This is a genomic window from Streptomyces diastaticus subsp. diastaticus (assembly GCF_011170125.1).
GTDB lineage: Bacteria > Actinomycetota > Actinomycetes > Streptomycetales > Streptomycetaceae > Streptomyces > Streptomyces diastaticus.
Window position 1 is genome coordinate 867146 of record NZ_BLLN01000005.1, and the last position, 20720, is coordinate 887865.

Below are 20720 nucleotides of genomic sequence, written 5' to 3' on the forward strand. Positions count from 1 at the left end.
GCTACGGGGGCGGATCTTGTTCCGCCCGGCGGGGTCACCGTACGCCTTGGGTGAGGGTGGCGGTAGAGGGATTCGGGCGGGTCGGGCGGGCTGTTCCGGCGGGCCCCGGGGCCAGGGGGCGGGCGCGGCGGGGCGGGCCGGGGCCGTGCGGTGCCCCGGCCGCGCGCCGGCCCGTCGGCTCAGTCCTCGTGGCCCAGCAGCAGGTCGCGTTCGGTGCGGCCGCCGCCCGCCACCTGGAGGACGGTGGCGACCGGCGGGTAGCCGGAGGCGATGACGGTGTACTCGCCGGAGGAGAGGTCGACGAAGCGGAAGGTGCCGTCGGCCGCGGTCGTCTGGGAGTCGACGACGTTGCCCCCGGCGTCGAGAAGGGTGACGCGGGCGTCCTCGACGGGGCGCCCGCCGCCCGCGCGGACGGTGCCGCGCAGCACCGCTCCCCCGGCCAGTTCGACGTCCTGACGGGTCTCGCGGGACGCCTGGACGCTCACCGGCAGGGCGGTCGGCCGGTAGGCGTGGGCGCTGGCGGCGAGGGTGTACTCCCCGGCGACCAGTTCGGAGATGACGTAGCCGCCCTCGCGTCCGCTGCGGGTGGAGGCGACGACCTCGCCGCGTACGTCGGTCAGGGTGACCGTGGCGTCGCGCACCGGGACACCGTCGGCGGTGAGCACGGAACCGGCGAGGCGTCCGGCGCCGCCGAGGACCACGTCCAGCTCGACCGGGCGCTCGCCGACGGTGACGGTGACGGCCTGCGGCTGGTGTCCCCCGGCGGCCGCGATCAGCACGAAGCTGCCGCTGCCCGGGGTGGCGAGCGCGTACCGCCCGTCGCCGTCGCTGGCGCCACGCCCGATCTGGCGGCCGGTCACGTCGATCAGGGTGAGGGCGGCACGGGGCACGGCGGTGCCGTCGGAGTGCTGGACGCTGCCGCACACCGCGACCCCGGCGGTGTGGCCGGTCCGGGCGGCGGGCAGCTGCGGGGCGGTCGGCGCGGCGGGCGCGGGCACGGCCTGCGGTTCGGCGGCGGGGACGGGAGCGGGCCGGGACGCGGCGTGGGACACGAGGGGGGTCTCCTTGAGGAAGAAGGCGAGCAGCAGGCCCAACAGGAGGACCGGCACGAGGAAGAGGAAGATCCGGGGCATGGCGTCGGCGTACGCCTGGATGTACGGGTCGCGCAGGGCGGCCGGCATGGCGTGCACCGCCTGCGGGGTGATCGCCTCGGCGTCGAGGGCGCCGGCCGGCGCCCCGCCCGGCAGCCGGTCGGCGAGGGCGTCGGTGAGGCGCTGGGCGAAGAGGGTGCCGAAGACGGCCGCGCCGACGCTGCCGCCGATCTGCCGGAAGTAGTTGTTGGCGCTGGTGGCGGTACCGAGGTCGGCCTGGCGGACGCTGTTCTGCACGGCGAGCACCAGCACCGGCATGATCAGGCCGATCCCGGCGCCGAGCACGGCCATCCAGATGCTGTAGTGCAGCCGGGAGGTGCCGGTCTCCAGCAGGGAGAGCAGCCACATGCCGAGCGCGGCGAGGACACCGCCCGCGATCGGGTACGGGCGGTAGCGGCCGGTCCGGCTGATGAGCTGGCCGGAGAGGATCGAGGCGCCGACGACCCCGCCCATCATCGGCAGCATGAGCAGGCCGGACTCGGTGGCGCTGGCACCGTCGACCATCTGGAGGAAGGTCGGCAGGTAGCTGGCGGCGCCGAACAGCGCGATGCCGACCACGGCGCCGATCAGGCCGGTGATGTTGAAGATCGACTGGCGGAACAGCCGCAGCGGGATGAGCGGTTCGGCCGCGTGGCGCTCGGCGAGGAGGAACAGCACGGCCGAGACGACGGCCCCGGCGCTCAGCGCGAGGATGGTCCGCGACCCCCATGCGTACTCGGTCCCGCCCCAGCTGGTCAGCAGCACCAGGCAGGTCGAGGCGGTGGCCAGCAGCAGGATGCCGAGGACGTCGAGGCGGCCCCGGGTGGCGGGCTTGGGGAGTTTGAGGACGACGGCGACCACGGCGAGGGTGACGAGGCCGAAGGGGACGTTGAAGTAGAAGCACCAGCGCCACGAGAGGTGGTCGGTGAAGAAGCCGCCGAGCAGCGGTCCGGCGACCGAGGCGAGACCGAAGGAGGCACCGATCAGTCCCATGTAGCGGGCGCGTTCCCGGGGCGGCACGATGTCCGCGATGATCGCCTGCACCCCGATCATCAGGCCACCCGCCCCGAGCCCCTGGAGGGCGCGGAAGGCGATGAGTTCGTCCATCGAACGCGACCAGCCGGCGAGCCCCGAGCCGACGATGAAGACGACGATCGCGAACTGGAAGACGCTCTTGCGGCCGAAGAGGTCGCCGAGCTTGCCGTAGACCGGCAGCGAGACGGTCGAGGTGAGCAGGTAGGCGGTGATGGCCCAGGACATCTTGTCGAGGCCGTGCAGCTCGCCGACGATCTTCGGCAGCGCGGTGGCCACGATCATCTGCTCCAGCGCGGCGAGCAGCAGGGCGAGCATCAGCCCGACGAAGACCATCCGGACCTGGCGGGGACTGAGCTCCTGGTCACCGGTGGCGGGGGCGGCGGCCCCGCCACCGCCGGGGGGAAACGCTTCACCGGTCGCCAGGCGCACGGTGGGCGCGTCGGCGGCGGCGTACGCCCCCTCGGGCCCCGGGACGCCGGCCGGCGCGGGAGTCCCGGCGGGTTCCTCCCCCGAGGCCGTCCTGTGCTCCAGCGTCGTCCCGCCCACGTCACTCTCCCCTCGTCGCGCCGCGCCGACTGCGCCGACAACTGGCGCCAAGTCTGCGCGCCCGCACACAAGTCGGGGCAAGAGGGGCGACACGCGACCAAGGCCGGACAGGCGGCATCCGGGCCGGTGGGAGCGTTGCGGGCGACAAGGCGCCGCCCGCGAAAACCACTCGAAACGGTGAGGTGACAGCGCGCCCAGGTCGACGGGAACGCGCCCGTAAGGGGCGTCGCGCGCGGGCGGCTCCCTCTGGCTCCCAGCCCTCCGCCCCGGCCGGCGACCGCGCCCGCCGGCGACCCGCGCCCCGCCGGCGGCGCCGCACCACGGTCCAGCCGGGTCGACACGGCAGCCCGGGCGCGGGCCCCGGAGCGGAAGGCGACGTCCGGGTGCGCCGGGGCGAGCCGGCACCGGGCCGAGCCACGCCCCCGGCCGCGCCCGGGCAGCCTCACTTCTCCAGCGCGGCCGCCAGCTTCGCCAGCGTCTGGTCGTGGATGCGGGCCAGCCCCTTGGGGGCGAAGGTCCGCTCGAAGAAGCCGCCGATCCCGCCGGCCCCGTTCCAGACGGTGCGCACCTGGACCCGCGCTCCGCCCTGCCCGGCCGGGGTGACCGTCCACGTCGTGACCATGGAGGAGTTCCGGTCGGTCTCGACCAGCTCGCCGTCGGAAGGCTCCTTGACGTCGAGCAGGCAGTCCCGCACCCGCTTGCTGGTGGCCTGGAGCTTCCAGTGGACGACGGTGCCGTCGCCGTCGCCGCCCTCGCGCACCTCGTACTCGCTGTACTGCTCGGGAAGGACCGTACGACGGGTACCGCTGTAGTCGGCCAGCGCGTCGAAGACGTCGTCCGGCTTCGCCGCGATCGTCCGCTCCGTCGTGGCCTCGACCTGTGCCATGTCCACTTCCTCCAGCACTCGGGTTACGGGTCGGACAAAGCCAACCACCCCGGCCCCGGCCGCTCAAATCCCCGCCGGGGGCACCCCGCGGCGATCATGCGAACAGATGTTCTATTGTGGCGGACGACGTCAGGAGGAAGACCATGCGCTGGGAGAACCTTGCCGAGCAGCCGGTCCGCCCGGGCTCCGACGCCGCGCTCTTCGGAGCCGACGCCGTCGTCACGCGTACCGTCGACACCCCTGGATTCAGGGGAATCACCTTTCACGAGATCCGCGCCCGTTCGATCGTCAACCGCGTTCCGGGCGCCTCACGGATGCCGTTCACCTGGACGGTCAACCCGTACCGGGGGTGCAGTCACGCCTGCGTGTACTGCTTCGCCCGCAAGACCCACAGCTACCTCGACCTCGACACGGGGCTCGGCTTCGACTCGCAGATCGTCGTCAAGACCAACGCCCCCGAGCTGCTCCGCCGCGAGCTGGGCGGGCCGCGCTGGCGCGGCGGCCACATCGCGATGGGCACCAACGTCGACTGCTACCAGCGGGCGGAGGGCCGGTACCGCCTGATGCCCGGCATCATCGAGGCCCTGCGCGACCACGCCAACCCGTTCAGCATCCTGACCAAGGGCACGCTGATCCTGCGCGACCTGGACCTGCTCACCGAGGCCGCCGCCGTCACCGACGTGGGCATCTCGGTCTCCGTCGGCTTCACCGACCGCGAACTGTGGCGCACCGTCGAACCGGGCACCCCCGCCCCCGAACGCCGCCTGGACGTCATCCGCGCCCTGGCCGAACGCGGCATCGACTGCGGCGTCCTCATGGCCCCCGTCATCCCCTGCCTCGGCGACCACCCCGACCAGCTCCGCGCGACCGTCCGCGCCATCGCCGAGGCCGGCGCCACCTCGGTCACCCCGCTCGTCCTCCACCTGCGCCCCGGCGCCCGCGAGTGGTACTTCCAGTGGCTCACCGAGCACCACCCCCACCTGGTCCCCCACTACGAACGCCTCTACGCCTCCGGCGCCTACGCCCCCAAGAGCTACCAGCGCCGCATCACCGGCCAGGTCCACGAACTGGCCCGCGAGTACGGCATCGGACCGGCCCGGTCGGGGGCGGCCCGGCGGATAGGGCCGCAGCCGGAGGCCGCGGCGGCGGAGCCGGAGCAGCTGACGCTGCTGTGAGGCGGGAGGGGGCGGCTCCCCCGGGCGCGCGACCAGCCACGCGCTGCGACATGTGCCCCCGGCCACGCCGACTGTCGGACGAATCGCCCACCCGGGGCACCGGTGTCCGGGACGATCGCCGGGGGCCGCAGGGTGCGGTGCCCGACTCCGCACCCTGGAGGCCATGTGAACAGACGTGTCCTGGCGCTGTGCGGCGCCGCCGCCTCGGTCGCCGTCCTCGTCCCGGCCGCGCCGTCGTCGGCGGTGTCCCGAGCCCCGGCCGAAGCACCGGCCGCGCCGCCGGCGATCCGGTGGAGTGACTGCGCGACCGAGGCGTACCCGACGCTCCAGTGCGGCACGGTGCGGGTTCCGCTCGACCACGCCAGGCCCGACGGGCGGCGGATCACGCTGGCGCTCAGCCGCGTGCCGCACACCGCGAAGTCCTCACTGGGGCCGCTGCTGGTCAATCCAGGCGGGCCCGGCGGCAGCGGGCTGAGCCTGGCCGGGCACGTGGCGGCGGCGCTGCCGAAGGAGGTGGCGGCCCGGTACGACGTGGTCGGCTTCGACCCGCGCGGGGTCGGCGGGAGCGAGCCCGCGCTCGACTGCCGCCCCGGCCACTTCGCGGCCGTACGCCCCGACACCCTGCCGCTCACACCGGCCGTGGAGCGCGCCAACACCGAACGCGCCGCCGCCTTCGCGGCCGCGTGCGGCGAGCGGCACGGGGACCTGCTGCCGTACCTGGACACCCGCAGCGCGGCCCGCGACCTCGACGTGATCCGGGCCGCGCTCGGCGCCCCGCGCATCAGCTACCTCGGTTACTCGTACGGCACCTATCTCGGCGCCGTCTACGCCAAGCTCTTCCCGGAGCGGGTGCGGCGCCTCGCCCTCGACTCGGCGGTGGACCCGGACGGCGTCTGGTACGCCGACAACCTCGCCCAGAACCGCGCCTTCGAGGACCGTCACCGCGCCTTCCTCGCCTGGGTCGCCCGGCACGACGCGGTCTACGGTCTGGGTACCGACCCGGCCACGGTGGAGCAGGCGTGGTCGCGGATGCGGGCGGCCGTCGCCGCCGACCCGGCCGGCGGCACGGTCGGCGCGGCGGAGCTGGAGGACACCTTCGTGCCGGGCGGCTACTACGACGGCTACTGGCCCCGGCTGGCCACCGCCTTCGCCGCGTACGCCGAGGACGGTAAGAGCGCCCCCCTGGTCGCCGCCTACCGGGCGCTGGCCGAGAGCGACGCCTCCGACGACAACGGGTACAGCGTCTACACGGCCGTGCAGTGCCGGGACGCCGCGTGGCCCCGCCGGTGGAACCAGTGGCGGGCCGACGCCTGGCGGGCGCACGCGAAGGCGCCCTTCCTGACCTGGAACAACACCTGGTACAACGCGCCGTGCGCGAGCTGGCCCGTCCCGCCGCTCACCCCGCCGGACGTCACCAACACCGCGATCCCCCCTGCCCTCGTCCTCCAGGCGACCGGCGACGCGGCCACCCCGTACGAGGGCGCCGTCTCGCTCCACCGGAAGCTGCGGGGCTCCTCGCTGGTGGTCGAGGAGGGCGGCGGCAACCACGGGGTGACGCTGGGCGGCAACGCCTGCCTCGACGGGCACCTGGCGCGCTACCTCGCCGACGGCACCGTGCCGCGCGCTTCCGGCACCGGCGAGGCGGACGCGACCTGCGACCGGCTGCCCGAGCCCGAGCCGGAGCCGGCCGCGGCGAAGGGCACGACGCCGGACACGGCGGGGCGCGCCCAGGGCCTGGCGCTGCACGGCCTGCTCCCCGGGCGCGGCTGAGCCCCGCTCATCGCGGCAGCCGGTCCAGCGCGCCCCGGGCGACGATCGCCAGCCCGGGGCGCGTCAGCGCCGCCCGCAGCACGGGCCCGGCACAGGGGTCGCCCAGCTCTCCGAGGCCGTCGGCGCAGGCGAGGGCGACGGCCTGGTAGCGGTCGCCCGGGGCGAGCCGGCGCTCCAGCACCGCGATGAGCGCGGGCACCGCCTCGGGGGCGCGCAGGGCGACGAGCAGGCGCACCGGGTGCAGGGCGTAGGCGACGCGGAGTTCGTTGGTGGCGAGGGCGGCGGCGGCCCGGGCGGTCCTCGGGTCGCCCAGCCGGGCGAGGGCGTGGGCCGCGGCGGCGCACCGGGCGGGTTCGCGGTGGTTGAGCAGCAGCACCAGCGTCTCGAAGGCCCGCCGGTCCCCGGCCACGCCGAGCCGGAAGGCCGCCAGTTCCCTTGCCCACAACGGCTCCTGGGGAGCGGTGAGCACGGCGTTCAGCTCCTCGTCGCCGGCGGCCGCGAGCCACTCCACCCGGGGGTCCTCCCCGGCCTCCTTGGAGACCCGCGTCAGCAGGCTCCGCCACACATCCTGGTCCATTCCCCGACCCTAGGCCGGGACCGGCGCCGGTATCCGGGGAATGTCCGAATCCGACGGTTCCGGGCACGGGCGACGGGCCACCGGCGGGGGCGCGGCGCGACCTCATAGGCTGAGGCCGTGCGAGAGGCCGACACCCCGGCCGGTTCCCCCACCACGGGGGGCCGGCGCGTGACCCAGGAGACCCGGACGCTGCCCGCGCACGCGCCCGGCGCGGTGGAGACGCCCTTCGTCATCCAGGGGTACGAGGAGGTCGTCGCGTACGACACCGCCTGGAACGACCACTCCCACCCCTTCCACGAGTTGCTCTGGAACGAACGGGGCGCCTCCTCGGCGATCGTGGGATCCCGGATCTGGACCATCACTCCGGCGGTCGGGCTGTGGATGCCCGCGGGCACGCTGCACAGCGGGGTGGCGGCCGCCGGCACTTGCCTGCGCGCCTGCTTCTTCGGCTTCCGCACCACCGCGTCGATCTCCGACGCCCCGGTGGCGGTCGAGATCACGCCGCTGCTGCGACTGCTGCTCGAACGGCTCGGCGAACCGGAGCTGCGACGCGCCTCCCGCGCGGCCACCGAGGCGCTGGTCCTCGACGTGCTGGCACCCGCGCCGCGCGAACTGCTGGTCCGCCTCCCCTCCTCCCCCCTGCTGCGCCCGATCGCCGACGCGGTGCGCGAGGACCCCGGGGACCGGCGGACGCTGACCGACTGGGCCGCCGCGCGCGGCGTCAGCCCGCGCACGCTCACCCGTGCGTTCACCGCGGAGACGGGTACGAGCTTCGCGCGGTGGGTCGGGGCGGTCCGCGCCCAGCACGCGATCGGGCTGCTGACCCGGGGCTGGGAGGTGGAGGCCGTGGCGGAGCAGGTCGGCTACCGGTCCTCCAGCGCGTTCGGCGCCGCCTTCCGCCGGGCGACCGGGCTCACCCCGGGGGCGTTCCGGCCGAGTTGAGCGGGCACCGACACCGCTTCGCTCCCCTCGCCTCACGTGGCACGGGAGCAGTGCCGCGCGTCGTCGCGCCGCCCCGCGTGTCCTGATCGCTACAGCGCATGTCGCATCCGGTTGATTGCGACACGCCACCCGCCTCTCATAAAGTACGAAGGCAAGCCTTACCTAAGTTGCTTGAGCAAGCGTGGTGCGCCTTCCGCGACGGCACCCCCTGCCCTCACGCGGGAGAGAAGCGCCACCCCCGACACCCGAAAGCTGGGCACGCACCCATGTCCTCACACCGCCTTCGCCTGGTCGCAGCGGCCGCCGCCCTGCTCACCGTCTCCGCCTGCGGCAGCGGCGCCGAGTCCGAGAGCGCCGACGGCAAGGAGCAGAAGGGCTCCGCGAGCGGCTTCCCCCTGACCGTCGAACACGCTCTGGGAAAGACCACCATCCCCGCCGAGCCGCGGCGCGTCGCCACGGTGAACTGGGCCAACCACGAGGTGCCGCTGGCCCTCGGCGTCGTACCGGTCGGCATGGCGGCGGCCAACTTCGGTGACGACGACGGCGACGGGGTGCTGCCCTGGGTCGAGGAGAAGCTGGACGAGCTGAAGGCCGACACCCCGGTCCTCTTCGACGAGACCGACGGCATCGACTTCGAGGCGGTGGCCGACACCGAGCCCGACGTGATCCTGGCCGCGTACTCGGGGCTGACCCGCAAGGACTACGACACGCTCAGCAAGATCGCCCCGGTGGTCGCCTATCCGGACGCCCCCTGGGCCACGCCGTGGCGCGAGATCATCCGCACCAACAGCGAGGCGCTCGGCATGTCCGGCGAGGGCGAGAAGCTGATCAAGGAGCTGGACGGCGAGATAGCCGCCACCGCCGCCAAGTACCCGCAGCTCAAGGGCAAGACGGCGATGTTCATGACGCACCTCGACCCCAACGACGTCAGCGAGATCGGCTTCTACACCACGCACGACACCCGGACGCAGTTCTTCCTCGACCTCGGGATGAAGACCCCTGGCAGCATCGAGAAGGCGTCGAAGGGCACCGAGAAGTTCGCGCTGACGCGGAGCGCCGAGCAGATCGACACCTTCGACGACGTCGACATCGTCACCGGCTACGGCGACGAGAAGGGCGAGCTGCTCGAGAACGTCAGCAAGGACAAGGTCCTCTCCAAGATGCCCGCCATCGACCGCGGTTCGGTCTACCTGCTGCCCGGCAGCTCCTCGCCGCTGGCCACCGCCGCCAACCCGACGCCGCTGTCGATCTCCTACGTGCTGGACGACTACGCCGCCGCGTTGGCCGAGGCCGCGGACAAGGTCAAGTGACGACGCTCGACACCCGGCGCGCGCCGGACGCCGCGGCCCGGCGTCCGGCGGGCCCCCGCACCCTCTGGCTCGTCGTCGCCCTGCTGGTCCTGACGGCCGTCATGGTCGCCTCCGTCGCCTTCGGTTCCCGCGACGTGCCCTGGCCGGACGTCCGGGCGGCGCTCGGCGGGGCGGACGGGACCCTGGGGCAGGCGGCCGCCGCCAAGCGCGTCCCGCGCACCCTGCTGGCGGTGGTGGTCGGGGCGGCCCTCGCCCTCTCGGGCGCCGTGATGCAGGGCGTGACCCGCAACCCGCTGGCCGACCCGGGCATCCTCGGGGTCAACACGGGTGCCTCGCTGGCCGTGGTGACCGGCGTCGCCTTCTTCGGGCTGACCTCCCCGACCTCGTACATCTGGGTGGCCATCGCGGGGGCGGCGGCCTCCGCGCTCTTCGTCTACACCGTCGGCACCCTCGGCCGTGGCGGCGCCACCCCGCTGAAGCTGGCGCTGGCCGGCGCCGTCACCTCGGCGGCGTTCGCCTCGCTGGTCAGCGCGGTGATCCTGCCGCGCAACGACATCGCGGGCAGTTTCCGGCTCTGGCAGATCGGCGGCGTGGGCGGCGCCTCGTACGAACGCATCGGGCAGGTACTGCCCTTCCTGGTCGCGGGCTTCCTGCTCTGCCTGCTGTCGGCGCGCGCGCTCAACTCGCTCGCGCTCGGCGACGAACTGGCGGCCGGGCTCGGCGAACGCGTCGCCGTGGTCCGGGCGGTGGCCGCGCTCGGCGCCGTCCTGCTGTGCGGGGCGGCCACCGCCGTCGCCGGGCCGATCGCCTTCGTCGGCCTCGTCGTTCCGCACACCTGCCGGCTGCTCGTCGGCGTCGACCACCGCTGGCTGCTGCCGCTGTCCGTGCTGCTCGGCGCGGTCCTGCTGACCGCCGCCGACGTGGTCGGGCGGGTCGTGGCGCGGCCCTCCGAGATCGACGTGGGCATCGTGACGGCGCTGATCGGGGCGCCCTTCTTCATCTACATCGTCCGCCGACAGAAGGTGCGTGCCCTGTGAGCGCCCCCGTCCTCACCCGGCCCGGCGCCGCACCGGCCCCCGCCTCCGTGGCGGCCGCCACCCGCCGCCGCGTCCGGGGCGCCGCGCGCCGCCGCCTGATCGTGCTGGTGCTGGCCGTCCTCGTGGTCGCCGCCTTCGCCGTGACGCTGGTGGCCGGGCGCACCTACTACCCGCCGGCCGACGTGCTGCGGGTGATCCTCGGCGAGCAGGTGCCGGGCGCCTCCTTCACCGTGGGCGAGCTGCGGCTGCCGCGCGCGGTCCTCGCCCTGGTGGCCGGGTTCAGCTTCGGCCTGGCGGGCGTCACCTTCCAGACCATGCTGCGCAACCCGCTGGCCAGCCCGGACATCATCGGCATCAGCTCCGGGGCGAGCGCGGCCGCCGCCATCGCCATCGTCGCCCTCCACCTCGGCGAGGTGCAGGTCTCGGTCGTCGCCATCGCGGCCGGCCTCGGCGTCGCCCTGCTGGTGTACTCGCTGGCGTTCAAGGGCGGGGTCGCGGGCACCCGGCTCATCCTGATCGGCATCGGCATCTCCGCCATGCTCGACAGCGTCACCTCCTACGTGCTGTCCCAGGCCGCCGAATGGGACCTCCAGGAGGCGCTGCGGTGGCTGACCGGCAGCCTCAACGGCGCGACCTGGGACGAGGTCGTCCCGGCGACGGTCGCGGCGGCCGTCCTCACCCCGCTGCTGCTCGGGCAGGGCCGCAACCTGGCCGCGCTGCGACTGGGCGACGACACCGCCTCGGCGCTCGGCGTCCGCGTCGAGCGGACCCGGATCACCGTGATCGTCGCGGCCGTCGGGCTCATCGCCTTCGCGACGGCGGCGGCCGGGCCGATCGCCTTCGTGGCCTTCCTCTCCGGTCCGATCGCCGCCCGGATCGTCGGCGCGGGCGGCTCGCTGCTCGTCCCTGCCGCTCTCGTCGGCGCCCTGCTGGTCCTTGTCGCCGACTTCTGCGGCCAGTTCGCCTTCGGCGAGCGCTACCCGGTCGGCATCGTCACCGGTGTGCTCGGCGCCCCCTACCTCGTCCACCTGATCCTCCGCACCAACCGGGCGGGAGGCTCCCTGTGACCATCGAACACTCCCTGACCGCCGAGGAACTGACCCTCGGCTATGCCGACCGCACCGTCATCGACTCCCTCGACCTGGCGGTGCCGCCGGGACGGATCACGGTGATCGTCGGCGCCAACGCCTGCGGCAAGTCGACGCTGCTCAGGTCGATGTCCCGGCTGCTGGCGCCCCGCGCGGGCCGCGTACTGCTGGACGGCCGCGAGGTGCACCGCTTCCCGGCCAAGGAACTCGCGCGCACGATGGGACTCCTGCCGCAGTCGCCGCTCGCCCCGGAGGGCATCACCGTCTCGGACCTGGTCGGCCGGGGCCGCCACCCGCACCAGAGGGCCTTCTCCCGCTGGAGCCGGGAGGACGACGCGGCCGTGGCCTCGGCCCTGGAGGCGACGCGGACGGAGGAGCTGGCCGACCGCGCCGTGGACGAGCTCTCCGGCGGCCAGCGGCAGCGCGTCTGGATCGCCATGGCCCTGGCGCAGCAGACGGACCTGCTCCTGCTGGATGAGCCGACCACCTTCCTCGACGTGAGCCACCAGGTCGAGGTCCTGGACCTGCTGACCGACCTGAACGCCGCGCGCGGCACCACCGTCGTCATGGTCCTGCACGACCTCAACCTGGCCGCCCGGTACGCGGACCACCTGATCGCGCTGGCCGACGGCAGGCTGCACGCCCAGGGCACCCCGGCCGAGGTGCTGACCGAGGGGACCGCCCGCGCCGTCTTCGGCCTGGAGAGCCGCATCATCGAGGACCCCGTCTCGGGCCGCCCCCTGATGCTCCCCATCGGACGCCACCACGCGGCGGGCGCCACCGTCCAGGCCCGGACGGCCGTTGCGGCCCGGGCGGCGAGCGGCTGAGCCCCGCGCCGGTGCGCGGGCCCGTGAACGCGGTCCGCGCACCGGCCGGGAGCCCGAGGGCAGGAAGAAGGGACTGGCGCGCTCATTACCCACTGGTTATGCTCAGAGGAGCGCGGGCCGGACACCCGCGCGACAGCCCTGCGGTGGCCTGGTGACGCAGCCGCCGCCCACGGGGCATCTCCGCCGGTCGGTCCGGCAGCGGTACGTACGACGGTGTGGCCCGGGACAGGCCCGCCGCTCCTCCCCTCATCCGGGTGCGCCAGGCGCCCCGGCCGTCGTCACCCCTCATCCCAGGAGTCCTCGATGGACCGTCCTTCCCTGTCCCCCTCCGCGTCCTCCCCCGCCCTGCGCACCGTCGCCGTCGTCGGCCTCGGCACCATGGGGACGGGCATCGCCGAGGTGCTGGCCCGCGCCGGGCGCGAGGTCGTCGGCATCGACATCAGCGAGGCGCAGGCGGCGCTCGCCGTGACCGCGCTGGAGAACTCCACCGCCCGCGCCGTCTCCAAGGGCCGCCTCACCGAGGACGAACGGACCGACGCCCTCGCCCGGTTCCGCGTCTTCACCGACCTCCAGGCGGCGGCCGGCGCCGACCTGGTCGTCGAGGTCGTCCCGGAGTCGTACGAGGTCAAGCAGGGGCTCTTCCGGGACCTGGACGCGGTGGTCCGCCCGGACGCCATCCTCGCCACCGGCACCAACGCCCTGTCGGTGACCCGGCTCGCCGCCGAGTCGCGGTTCCCGGAGCGGGTGCTCGGGCTGCACTTCTTCAACCCGGCCCCGGCGATGAAGCTGGTCGAGGTGGTCTCCTCCGTGCTGACCTCCCCGGAGGCGGTCACCCGGGTCACCGAACTCGCCCACGAACTGGGCAAGGAGCCGGTGGCCGTCGGCGACCGGCCGGGCTTCGTCGCGGACGGTCTGCTCTTCGGCTACCTCAACCAGGCGGCCGCGATGTACGAGGCCAAGTACGCCTCGCGGGAGGACATCGACGCGGCCATGCGGCTGGGCTGCGGCCTGCCGATGGGACCGCTGGCGCTGCTCGACCTGATCGGCGTGGACACCGCCCGCACCGTGCTGGACGCGATGTACGCCGAGTCCCACGACCGGCTGCACGCTCCGGCCCCGGTCCTGCGGCAGCTCAGCGAGGCCGGGCTGACCGGCCGCAAGTCGGGGCGCGGCTTCTACACGTACGAGAGCCCCGGTTCGGCCACCGTCGTGCCGGACGCGCTGACGCCGCGCTCCGGCGAGGCGGGCCCGGTCCCGGGGCGCCCGGTCGGCTCGGTCGGTGTCGCCGGGTCCGGGACGATGGCGTCGGGCATCGCGGAGGTCTTCGCCAAGGCGGGGTACGCGGTGGTGCTCGCCGCCCGCGGCGAGGAGAAGGCCGGGAAGGCCAAGGCCAGGATCGCCAAGTCGCTGGACCGCTCGGTCGGGCGGGGCCGGATGACCGCCGAGGCGGCCGCCGCGACGCTGGCGCTGATCACTCCGGCGGGCTCGCTGGACGCCTTCGCGGAGGTGGACCTCGCCGTGGAGGCGGTCGCCGAGGACCTGGAGGTCAAGCGGCAGTTGTTCACCACGCTGGACAAGGTCTGCAAGCCGGGCGCGGTGCTCGCCACCACCACCTCCTCGCTGCCGGTGGTGGCCTGCGCGCGGGCCACCGGCCGTCCCGAGGACGTCGTCGGGATGCACTTCTTCAACCCGGCTCCGGCGATGAAGCTCGTCGAGGTGGTCCGCACCGTGCTGACCGCCGACGACGTGCACGCCACCGTCCGCGAGGTCTGCGCCAAGATCCGCAAGCACCCGGTGGACTGCGGCGACCGGGCCGGCTTCATCGTCAACGCGCTGCTCTTCCCGTACCTGAACAACGCGGTGAAGATGGTCGAGGAGCACTACGCATCGCTGGACGACATCGACGCCGCGATGAAGCTCGGCGGCGGCTACCCGATGGGGCCCTTCGAACTCCTCGACGTGGTGGGGCTCGACGTCTCGCTCGCCATCGAGCAGGTCCTGCACCAGGAGTTCCGCGACCCGGGCCTGGCCCCCGCCCCGCTCCTCGAACACCTGGTGGCCGCGGGCTGCCTCGGCCGCAAGTCGGGCCGGGGTTTCCGCGAACATGCCCGCCGCTGAGCCGGCCGGCCAGTGGGGCGGGCTGCTCGGCCGGGAGCGGGGCGCGGGCGGCGTCCCGCTCCCGGGCCGGGAGCGGGCCCAGGCGCCGATGGAGTACGTTCAAGGCATGGCCCAGCCCGCTGACTCCGTACGACGGACCACCCGAACCGCCCCAGCCGAAGCCCCGGAGAGTTCCGCCGGGAGCCGAGCGGCGGCGCAGCGCCTCAAGATGCGGCGCGAACTGTCGGCGGCGGCGATGGAACTCTTCGCCACCAAAGGGTACGAGGCGACGACGGTCGACGAGATCGCCGCGGCCGCCGGAGTCGCCCGCCGGACCTTCTTCCGCCACTTCCGCTCCAAGGAAGAGGCCATCTTCGCCGACCACGACGACACGCTGACGCGGGTGGAGGCGGTGCTCAACGCCGCTCCCCCGCACGAGCATCCGCTGGACACGGTCTGCCGGGGCATCAAGGAAGTCATGAAGATGTACGCGGGCCATCCGGAGATCTCGGTGGCGCGCTACCGGCTGACCCGCGAGGTGCCGACCCTCCGGGAGGCCGAGATCGCCTCGGTCGCCCGGTACGAGCGGCTGTTCACCCGGTACCTGCTGGGCCACTTCGACGAGCACGCCCACATGGACGGCAGCGACGACCCGCTGCTCGCCGAGGTGGCGGCCTCCGCGGTGGTGACCGCCCACAACCACGTCCTGCGGCGCTGGCTGCGGGCGGACGGCAATGGCGACGTGGAGAGCCAGCTCGACCACGCCTTCGGCATCGTCCGCAACACCTTCGGCAGCGGCATAGGGGCCGGCCGCAAAGGCGCGGTGGACGCCGAGCAGGCCGCCGCCGACCAGTCTCCGGCGGCCGGCGCCACCCGGCAGGACGAGGTGCTGGTGACGGTGGCCCGCACCGACGCACCGCTCGACGAGGTCATGCGGACCATCCGCGAGGCGCTCCAGCAGCCGGGGCGGTGAGCGAGGGCCCCGCCGGGGCCGGTGGGAGCGAGCCCGGTGGGCCGCGGCGCACGATGCCGCGGCCCACCGGGCTTCTTCGTGTCCGGCCTCGGTGCGGCTCTCGGCCGCCGGAGTGAACCTCGACGGCCGAAAGAGGTCATAACCGGCGTTTCCGGACCTGCTTGATCGATCATCGCTCATATGTGACCAACAGATTTCAAACGAGAGAAAATATTGGCACTCGGTGCCTTGTGCACTGTCACGCAGTGCCATACGTTGAGGGTGTCCGGGCGGCCGACGCACGCGTATCCCGCGTACACCGGCTGTCCCCGCGGTTCCCTCACCGTGCGCCCGGACGCCTGCGTCACAGGCACCCCGCGCTCACCGGCGCGGCCCGCACCACCGCACGACCCCACGCCGGACCGACGGCACACCACAGCAGTCCACGCCCCTCGCTCAGGGGTCCCTCACCCCTCAGCCCTCACTACGCCCTTCGCCGGAGGCACCACCGTGAAGGAAATCCTCGAAGCGATCCAGTCGCAGGACGCCACCTCGCAGGACTTCGCCGCACTGAAGCTCCCCGAGTCCTACCGGGGCGTCACCGTGCACAAGGACGAGACCGAGATGTTCGCCGGTCTTCAGACCCGCGAGAAGGACCCGCGCGAGTCGCTCCACCTCGACGACGTGCCCCTGCCCGAACTCGGCCCGGGCGAGGCCCTGGTGGCCGTGATGGCCTCCTCGGTCAACTACAACTCCGTCTGGACCTCGATCTTCGAGCCGCTCTCCACCTTCGGCTTCCTGGAGCGCTACGGCCGCGTCTCGGAGCTGACCAGGCGCCACGACCTGCCGTACCACGTCATCGGTTCCGACCTCGCGGGCGTCGTCCTGCGGACCGGGCCCGGTGTCAACGCCTGGAACCCGGGCGACGAGGTCGTCGCGCACTGCCTCTCGGTCGAGCTGGAGTCGAGTGACGGCCACAACGACACGATGCTCGACCCCGAGCAGCGGATCTGGGGCTTCGAGACCAACTTCGGCGGCCTCGCCGAGATCGCCCTGGTCAAGTCGAACCAGCTGATGCCCAAGCCGGACCACCTGAGCTGGGAGGAGGCGGCCGCCCCCGGGCTGGTCAACTCCACCGCCTACCGGCAGTTGGTCTCCCGCAACGGCGCCGGCATGAAGCAGGGCGACAACGTGCTGATCTGGGGCGCCAGCGGCGGCCTCGGCAGCTACGCCACCCAGTTCGCACTGGCCGGCGGCGCCACCCCGATCTGCGTGGTCTCCTCCCCCGAGAAGGCGGAGATCTGCCGGAGGATGGGCGCCGAGGCGGTCATCGACCGCAACGCCGAGGGCTACAGGTTCTGGAAGGACGAGCAGAACCAGGACCCGCGGGAGTGGAAGCGGTTCGGCAAGCGCATCCGCGAACTCACCGGCGGCGAGGACGTGGACATCGTCTTCGAGCACCCGGGCCGCGAGACCTTCGGCGCCTCGGTCTACGTCACCCGCAAGGGCGGCACCATCGTCACCTGCGCCTCCACCTCGGGATACAACCACGAGTACGACAACCGCTACCTGTGGATGTCGCTGAAGCGGATCATCGGCTCCCACTTCGCCAACTACCGCGAGGCGTGGGAGGCCAACCGCCTCATCGCCAAGGGCAAGATCCACCCGACCCTGTCGAAGGTCTACTCCCTGGAGGAGACCGGGCAGGCCGCCTACGACGTGCACCGCAACCTCCACCAGGGGAAGGTCGGCGTCCTCGCGCTGGCTCCCGAGGAGGGTCTCGGTGTGCGGGACCACGAGATGCGTGCCCAGCACCTCGACGCCATCAACCGCTTCCGGAACATCTGAGGTTCCCTCCATGACAGAGCGCCAGAAGGACCGGCCGTGGCTCATGCGGACGTACGCGGGCCACTCGACGGCGGAAGCGTCGAACGCGCTGTACCGCTCCAACCTCGCCAAGGGGCAGACCGGGCTCTCGGTCGCGTTCGACCTGCCGACGCAGACCGGCTACGACCCCGACCACATCCTCGCCCGCGGCGAGGTCGGCCGGGTGGGAGTCCCCGTCTCGCACCTCGGTGACATGCGGCGGCTGTTCCAGGACATCCCCCTGGAGCAGATGAACACGTCCATGACCATCAACGCCACCGCCATGTGGCTGCTGGCGCTCTACCAGGTGGTGGCCGAGGAGCAGGGAGCCGACATCACCCGGCTCTCCGGCACCACCCAGAACGACATCGTCAAGGAGTACCTGTCGCGCGGGACACACGTCTTCCCGCCCGGGCCGAGCCTCAGGCTCACCACGGACATGATCACGTACACCGTGGCCAACATCCCCAAGTGGAACCCGATCAACATCTGCAGCTACCACCTGCAGGAGGCGGGGGCCACCCCGGTCCAGGAGATCGCGTACGCCATGTCCACGGCCATCGCCGTGCTGGACGCCGTCCGCGACTCCGGACAGGTGCCCGAGGAGGAGTTCGGGTCGGTCGTCGCCCGGATCTCCTTCTTCGTCAACGCCGGCGTGCGCTTCGTCGAGGAGATGTGCAAGATGCGCGCCTTCGGCCGCATCTGGGACCACGTCACCCGCGAGCGGTACGGCATCGACAGCCCCAAGCAGCGCCGCTTCCGCTACGGCGTGCAGGTGAACTCGCTCGGGCTGACCGAGGCCCAGCCGGAGAACAACGTCCAGCGGATCGTCCTGGAGATGCTGGCCGTCACCCTCTCCAAGGACGCCCGCGCCCGCGCCGTGCAGCTGCCCGCCTGGAACGAGGCCCTGGGCCTGCCCAGGCCCTGGGACCAGCAGTGGTCCCTGCGCATCCAGCAGGTGCTGGCCCACGAGTCGGACCTGCTGGAGTACGAGGACATCTTCGCGGGGTCGCACGTCGTCGAGGCCAAGGTGTCCGGACTGGTCGAGGAGTGCTTCGCCGAGATCGAGCGCATCCAGGAGATGGGCGGCGCGATGGCCGCCGTCGAGTCGGGCTACCTCAAGTCGCAGCTCGTCTCCTCCCACGCGGAGCGCCGCGCCCGGATCGAGGCGGGCGAGGAGAAGATCATCGGCGTCAACTGCTACGAGACGACCGAGCCCAACCCCCTCACCGCCGACCTCGACACCGCGATCATGACCGTCGACCCGGCCAACGAGGCCCGCGTCGTCTCCGCCCTGCACACCTGGCGGGCCGAGCGCGACGAGGCCCGCGCGCAGGAGGCCCTGGAGGGGCTCAAGCGGGCCGCGGCCGGCACCGCCAACCTGATGCCGGCCACCCTGGAGTGCGCCCGCGCCGGGGTGACCACCGGCGAGTGGTCCTGGGCCCTGCGCGACGTCTTCGGCGAGTTCCGCGCCCCCACCGGGGTGTCCGGGGCACCGGTCGCCGTCACCGCCGAGGAGGGCTCACCGCTGGCGGCGGTGCGCGCCAAGGCCGACCGGACGGCGGCCGACCTCCACGTGGGCAAGCTCCGCCTGCTGGTCGGCAAACCCGGCCTGGACGGCCACTCCAACGGCGCGGAGCAGATCGCGGTCCGCGCCCGCGACGCCGGGTTCGAGGTGGTCTACCAGGGCATCCGCCTCACGCCCGAACAGATCGTGTCCGCCGCCGTCGCCGAGGACGTGCACTGCGTCGGCCTGTCGATCCTCTCCGGGTCGCACGCCGAACTCGTGCCGGACGTGCTCGCCCGGCTCCGGGAGTCGGGGGCCGCCGACATCCCGGTGGTCGTCGGCGGCATCATCCCCAACAGCGACGCCGAGGACCTGAAGGCGGCCGGTGTGGCCGCCGTCTTCACGCCCAAGGACTTCGGCATCACGGAGATCATCGGCCGTATCGTCGACGAGATCCGCCTCGTGAACAAGCTCGACCCTCTGGAGGTCCCCGCATGACGACCGTCAACCGGCTCCGGCCGCGCCGCTCCTGCCTCGCCGTCCCCGGCTCCAACCCGCGCTTCCTGGAGAAGGCCCAGGGCCTCGCCGCCGACCAGGTCTTCCTCGACCTGGAGGACGCCTGCGCGCCGCTGGCCAAGGAGGGCGCCCGGCACACCATCGTCGACGCGCTGAACAACGGCGACTGGACCGGCAAGACCCGCGTCGTGCGCGTCAACGACTGGACCACCCACTGGACCTACCGCGACGTGGTGACGGTCGTCGAGGGCGCCGGAGCCAACCTCGACTGCATCATGCTGCCGAAGGTGCAGGACGCTCAGCAGGTCGTCGCCCTGGACCTGCTGCTCACCCAGATCGAGAAGACGATGGGCTACGAGGTCGGCCGGATCGGCATCGAGGCCCAGATCGAGAACGCCAAGGGCCTGGTCAACGTCGACGACATCGCCGGCTCCTCGCCGCGCCTGGAGACCATCGTCTTCGGCCCGGCCGACTTCATGGCCTCGATCAACATGAAGAGCCTGGTCGTCGGCCAGCAGCCGCCCGGCTACCCGGCCGACGCCTACCACTACATCCTGATGCGCATCCTGATGGCCGCCCGCACCCACGACCTCCAGGCGATCGACGGGCCCTTCCTCCAGATCCGCGACGTGGACGCCTTCCGCGAGGTGGCGGGCCGCTCGGCCGCCCTCGGGTTCGACGGCAAGTGGGTGCTGCACCCCGGACAGGTCGACGCCGCCAACGAGATCTTCTCGCCCTCCCAGGACGACTACGACCACGCCGAGCTGATCCTGGACGCGTACGACTGGTGCACCTCGGAGGAGGGCGGCAAGAAGGGCTCGGCGATGCTCGGCGACGAGATGATCGACGAGGCCAGCCGCAAGATGGCCCTGGTCATCGCGGGCAAGGGGCGCGCCGCCGGGATGACCCGTACCTCCAAGTTCGAAGCGCCGGAGGGCTGAGCCGTGCAGTTCGGACGCACGTACGAGGAGTTCGAGGTCGGCGCGGTCTACAAGCACTGGCCGGGAAAGACGGTCACCGAGTACGACGACCACCTCTTCTGCCTGCTGACCATGAACCACCACCCGCTCCACATGGACAGCCACTACGCCGAGTCCACGACGGACTTCGGCAGGAACGTGGTGGTCGGCAACTACGTCTACTCCCTGCTGCTCGGCATGTCGGTGCCCGACGTCTCGGGCAAGGCCATCGCCAACCTGGAGATCGAGTCGCTGCGCCACGTCGCGCCGACCTTCCACGGCGACACGGTCTACGGAGAGACGACGGTGCTGGACAAGACCCCGTCCCGCTCCAAGAGCGACCGCGGCATCGTGTACGTGGAGACCAAGGGCTACAAGCAGGACGGCACCCTGGTCTGCATCTTCCGCCGCAAGGTGATGGTCCCCACCGAGACGTACATCAAGGAGCGCGGCGGCGAGCAGCCCGGCCGCCCGGAGCTGAAGGCACAGGAGAAGTAGTC

At 72.9% G+C, this 20720-nt stretch carries 16 protein-coding genes; 13 read left to right on the forward strand and 3 right to left on the reverse strand.

Annotation, left to right across the window (positions count from 1 at the left end; genetic code table 11):
• Positions 1 to 179: 179 nt before the first annotated feature.
• A complete protein-coding gene (locus Sdia_RS21355) occupies positions 180 to 2711 on the reverse strand; it encodes an MFS transporter (RefSeq protein WP_115069238.1) in 2532 nt (843 codons plus the stop codon).
• 442 nt (positions 2712 to 3153) lie between these two features.
• Complete coding sequence (locus tag Sdia_RS21360) at positions 3154 to 3597, reverse strand: SRPBCC family protein (protein WP_100453577.1); 444 nt, start codon at positions 3595 to 3597, stop codon at positions 3154 to 3156.
• Between the two features lie 143 nt (positions 3598 to 3740).
• Here Sdia_RS21360 and Sdia_RS21365 point away from each other — a divergent pair, with 143 nt between their 5' ends.
• Together Sdia_RS21365 and Sdia_RS21370 are read left to right on the forward strand one after the other, a co-directional pair.
• The gene (locus tag Sdia_RS21365; protein WP_100453576.1) at positions 3741 to 4772 is read left to right on the forward strand and encodes an Rv2578c family radical SAM protein; all 1032 of its coding nucleotides are present in this window, start codon (positions 3741 to 3743) and stop codon (positions 4770 to 4772) included.
• Between the two features lie 165 nt (positions 4773 to 4937).
• Positions 4938 to 6542, forward strand: coding sequence for an alpha/beta hydrolase (locus tag Sdia_RS21370; protein WP_100453575.1), 1605 nt, complete (start codon positions 4938 to 4940; stop codon positions 6540 to 6542).
• A gap of 7 nt (positions 6543 to 6549) precedes the next feature.
• Here the strand turns inward: Sdia_RS21370 and Sdia_RS21375 are convergent, their stop codons facing one another.
• Entirely contained in the window at positions 6550 to 7119 is a 570-nt protein-coding gene (locus Sdia_RS21375; protein WP_100453574.1) for an adenylosuccinate lyase, read from the reverse strand.
• A 168-nt stretch (positions 7120 to 7287) separates the two neighbouring features.
• Between Sdia_RS21375 and Sdia_RS21380 the strand changes: the two genes are divergently transcribed.
• From Sdia_RS21380 to Sdia_RS21430, 11 genes are all read left to right on the forward strand, one after another.
• Positions 7288 to 8061 (forward strand): helix-turn-helix transcriptional regulator, encoded by a 774-nt coding sequence (locus tag Sdia_RS21380; RefSeq protein ID WP_100454331.1) that lies wholly within the window; start codon positions 7288 to 7290, stop codon positions 8059 to 8061.
• A 266-nt stretch (positions 8062 to 8327) separates the two neighbouring features.
• Positions 8328 to 9371 (forward strand): iron-siderophore ABC transporter substrate-binding protein, encoded by a 1044-nt coding sequence (locus Sdia_RS21385; RefSeq protein ID WP_100453573.1) that lies wholly within the window; start codon positions 8328 to 8330, stop codon positions 9369 to 9371.
• On the forward strand, positions 9368 to 10408 hold the full coding sequence (locus Sdia_RS21390) for a FecCD family ABC transporter permease (RefSeq protein WP_189499859.1): 1041 nt from the start codon (positions 9368 to 9370) through the stop codon (positions 10406 to 10408). The genes Sdia_RS21385 and Sdia_RS21390 overlap by 4 nt, the downstream gene beginning before the upstream one ends.
• Positions 10405 to 11475, forward strand: coding sequence for a FecCD family ABC transporter permease (locus tag Sdia_RS21395; RefSeq protein WP_189499858.1), 1071 nt, complete (start codon positions 10405 to 10407; stop codon positions 11473 to 11475). Before Sdia_RS21390 ends, Sdia_RS21395 begins: the two co-directional genes overlap by 4 nt.
• Positions 11472 to 12323 (forward strand): ABC transporter ATP-binding protein, encoded by an 852-nt coding sequence (locus Sdia_RS21400; protein ID WP_189499857.1) that lies wholly within the window; start codon positions 11472 to 11474, stop codon positions 12321 to 12323. Before Sdia_RS21395 ends, Sdia_RS21400 begins: the two co-directional genes overlap by 4 nt.
• 303 nt (positions 12324 to 12626) lie before the next feature.
• On the forward strand, positions 12627 to 14441 hold the full coding sequence (locus Sdia_RS21405; RefSeq protein ID WP_115069233.1) for a 3-hydroxyacyl-CoA dehydrogenase family protein: 1815 nt from the start codon (positions 12627 to 12629) through the stop codon (positions 14439 to 14441).
• An 88-nt stretch (positions 14442 to 14529) separates the two neighbouring features.
• Positions 14530 to 15393: a TetR family transcriptional regulator gene (locus Sdia_RS21410; protein ID WP_181844105.1), complete on the forward strand. Its 864-nt coding sequence runs from the start codon at positions 14530 to 14532 to the stop codon at positions 15391 to 15393.
• A 489-nt stretch (positions 15394 to 15882) separates the two neighbouring features.
• Positions 15883 to 17220 carry a crotonyl-CoA carboxylase/reductase gene (gene ccrA / locus Sdia_RS21415; protein ID WP_124287904.1) on the forward strand — a complete coding sequence of 446 codons (1338 nt, stop codon included), beginning with the start codon at positions 15883 to 15885 and terminating at the stop codon, positions 17218 to 17220.
• A 10-nt stretch (positions 17221 to 17230) separates the two neighbouring features.
• Complete coding sequence (locus Sdia_RS21420) at positions 17231 to 19243, forward strand: ethylmalonyl-CoA mutase (protein ID WP_115069232.1); 2013 nt, start codon at positions 17231 to 17233, stop codon at positions 19241 to 19243.
• Entirely contained in the window at positions 19240 to 20202 is a 963-nt protein-coding gene (locus tag Sdia_RS21425; protein ID WP_100453566.1) for an HpcH/HpaI aldolase/citrate lyase family protein, read from the forward strand. Before Sdia_RS21420 ends, Sdia_RS21425 begins: the two co-directional genes overlap by 4 nt.
• A gap of 3 nt (positions 20203 to 20205) precedes the next feature.
• On the forward strand, positions 20206 to 20718 hold the full coding sequence (locus Sdia_RS21430; protein WP_124287906.1) for a MaoC family dehydratase: 513 nt from the start codon (positions 20206 to 20208) through the stop codon (positions 20716 to 20718).
• Positions 20719 to 20720: the final 2 nt, after the last annotated feature.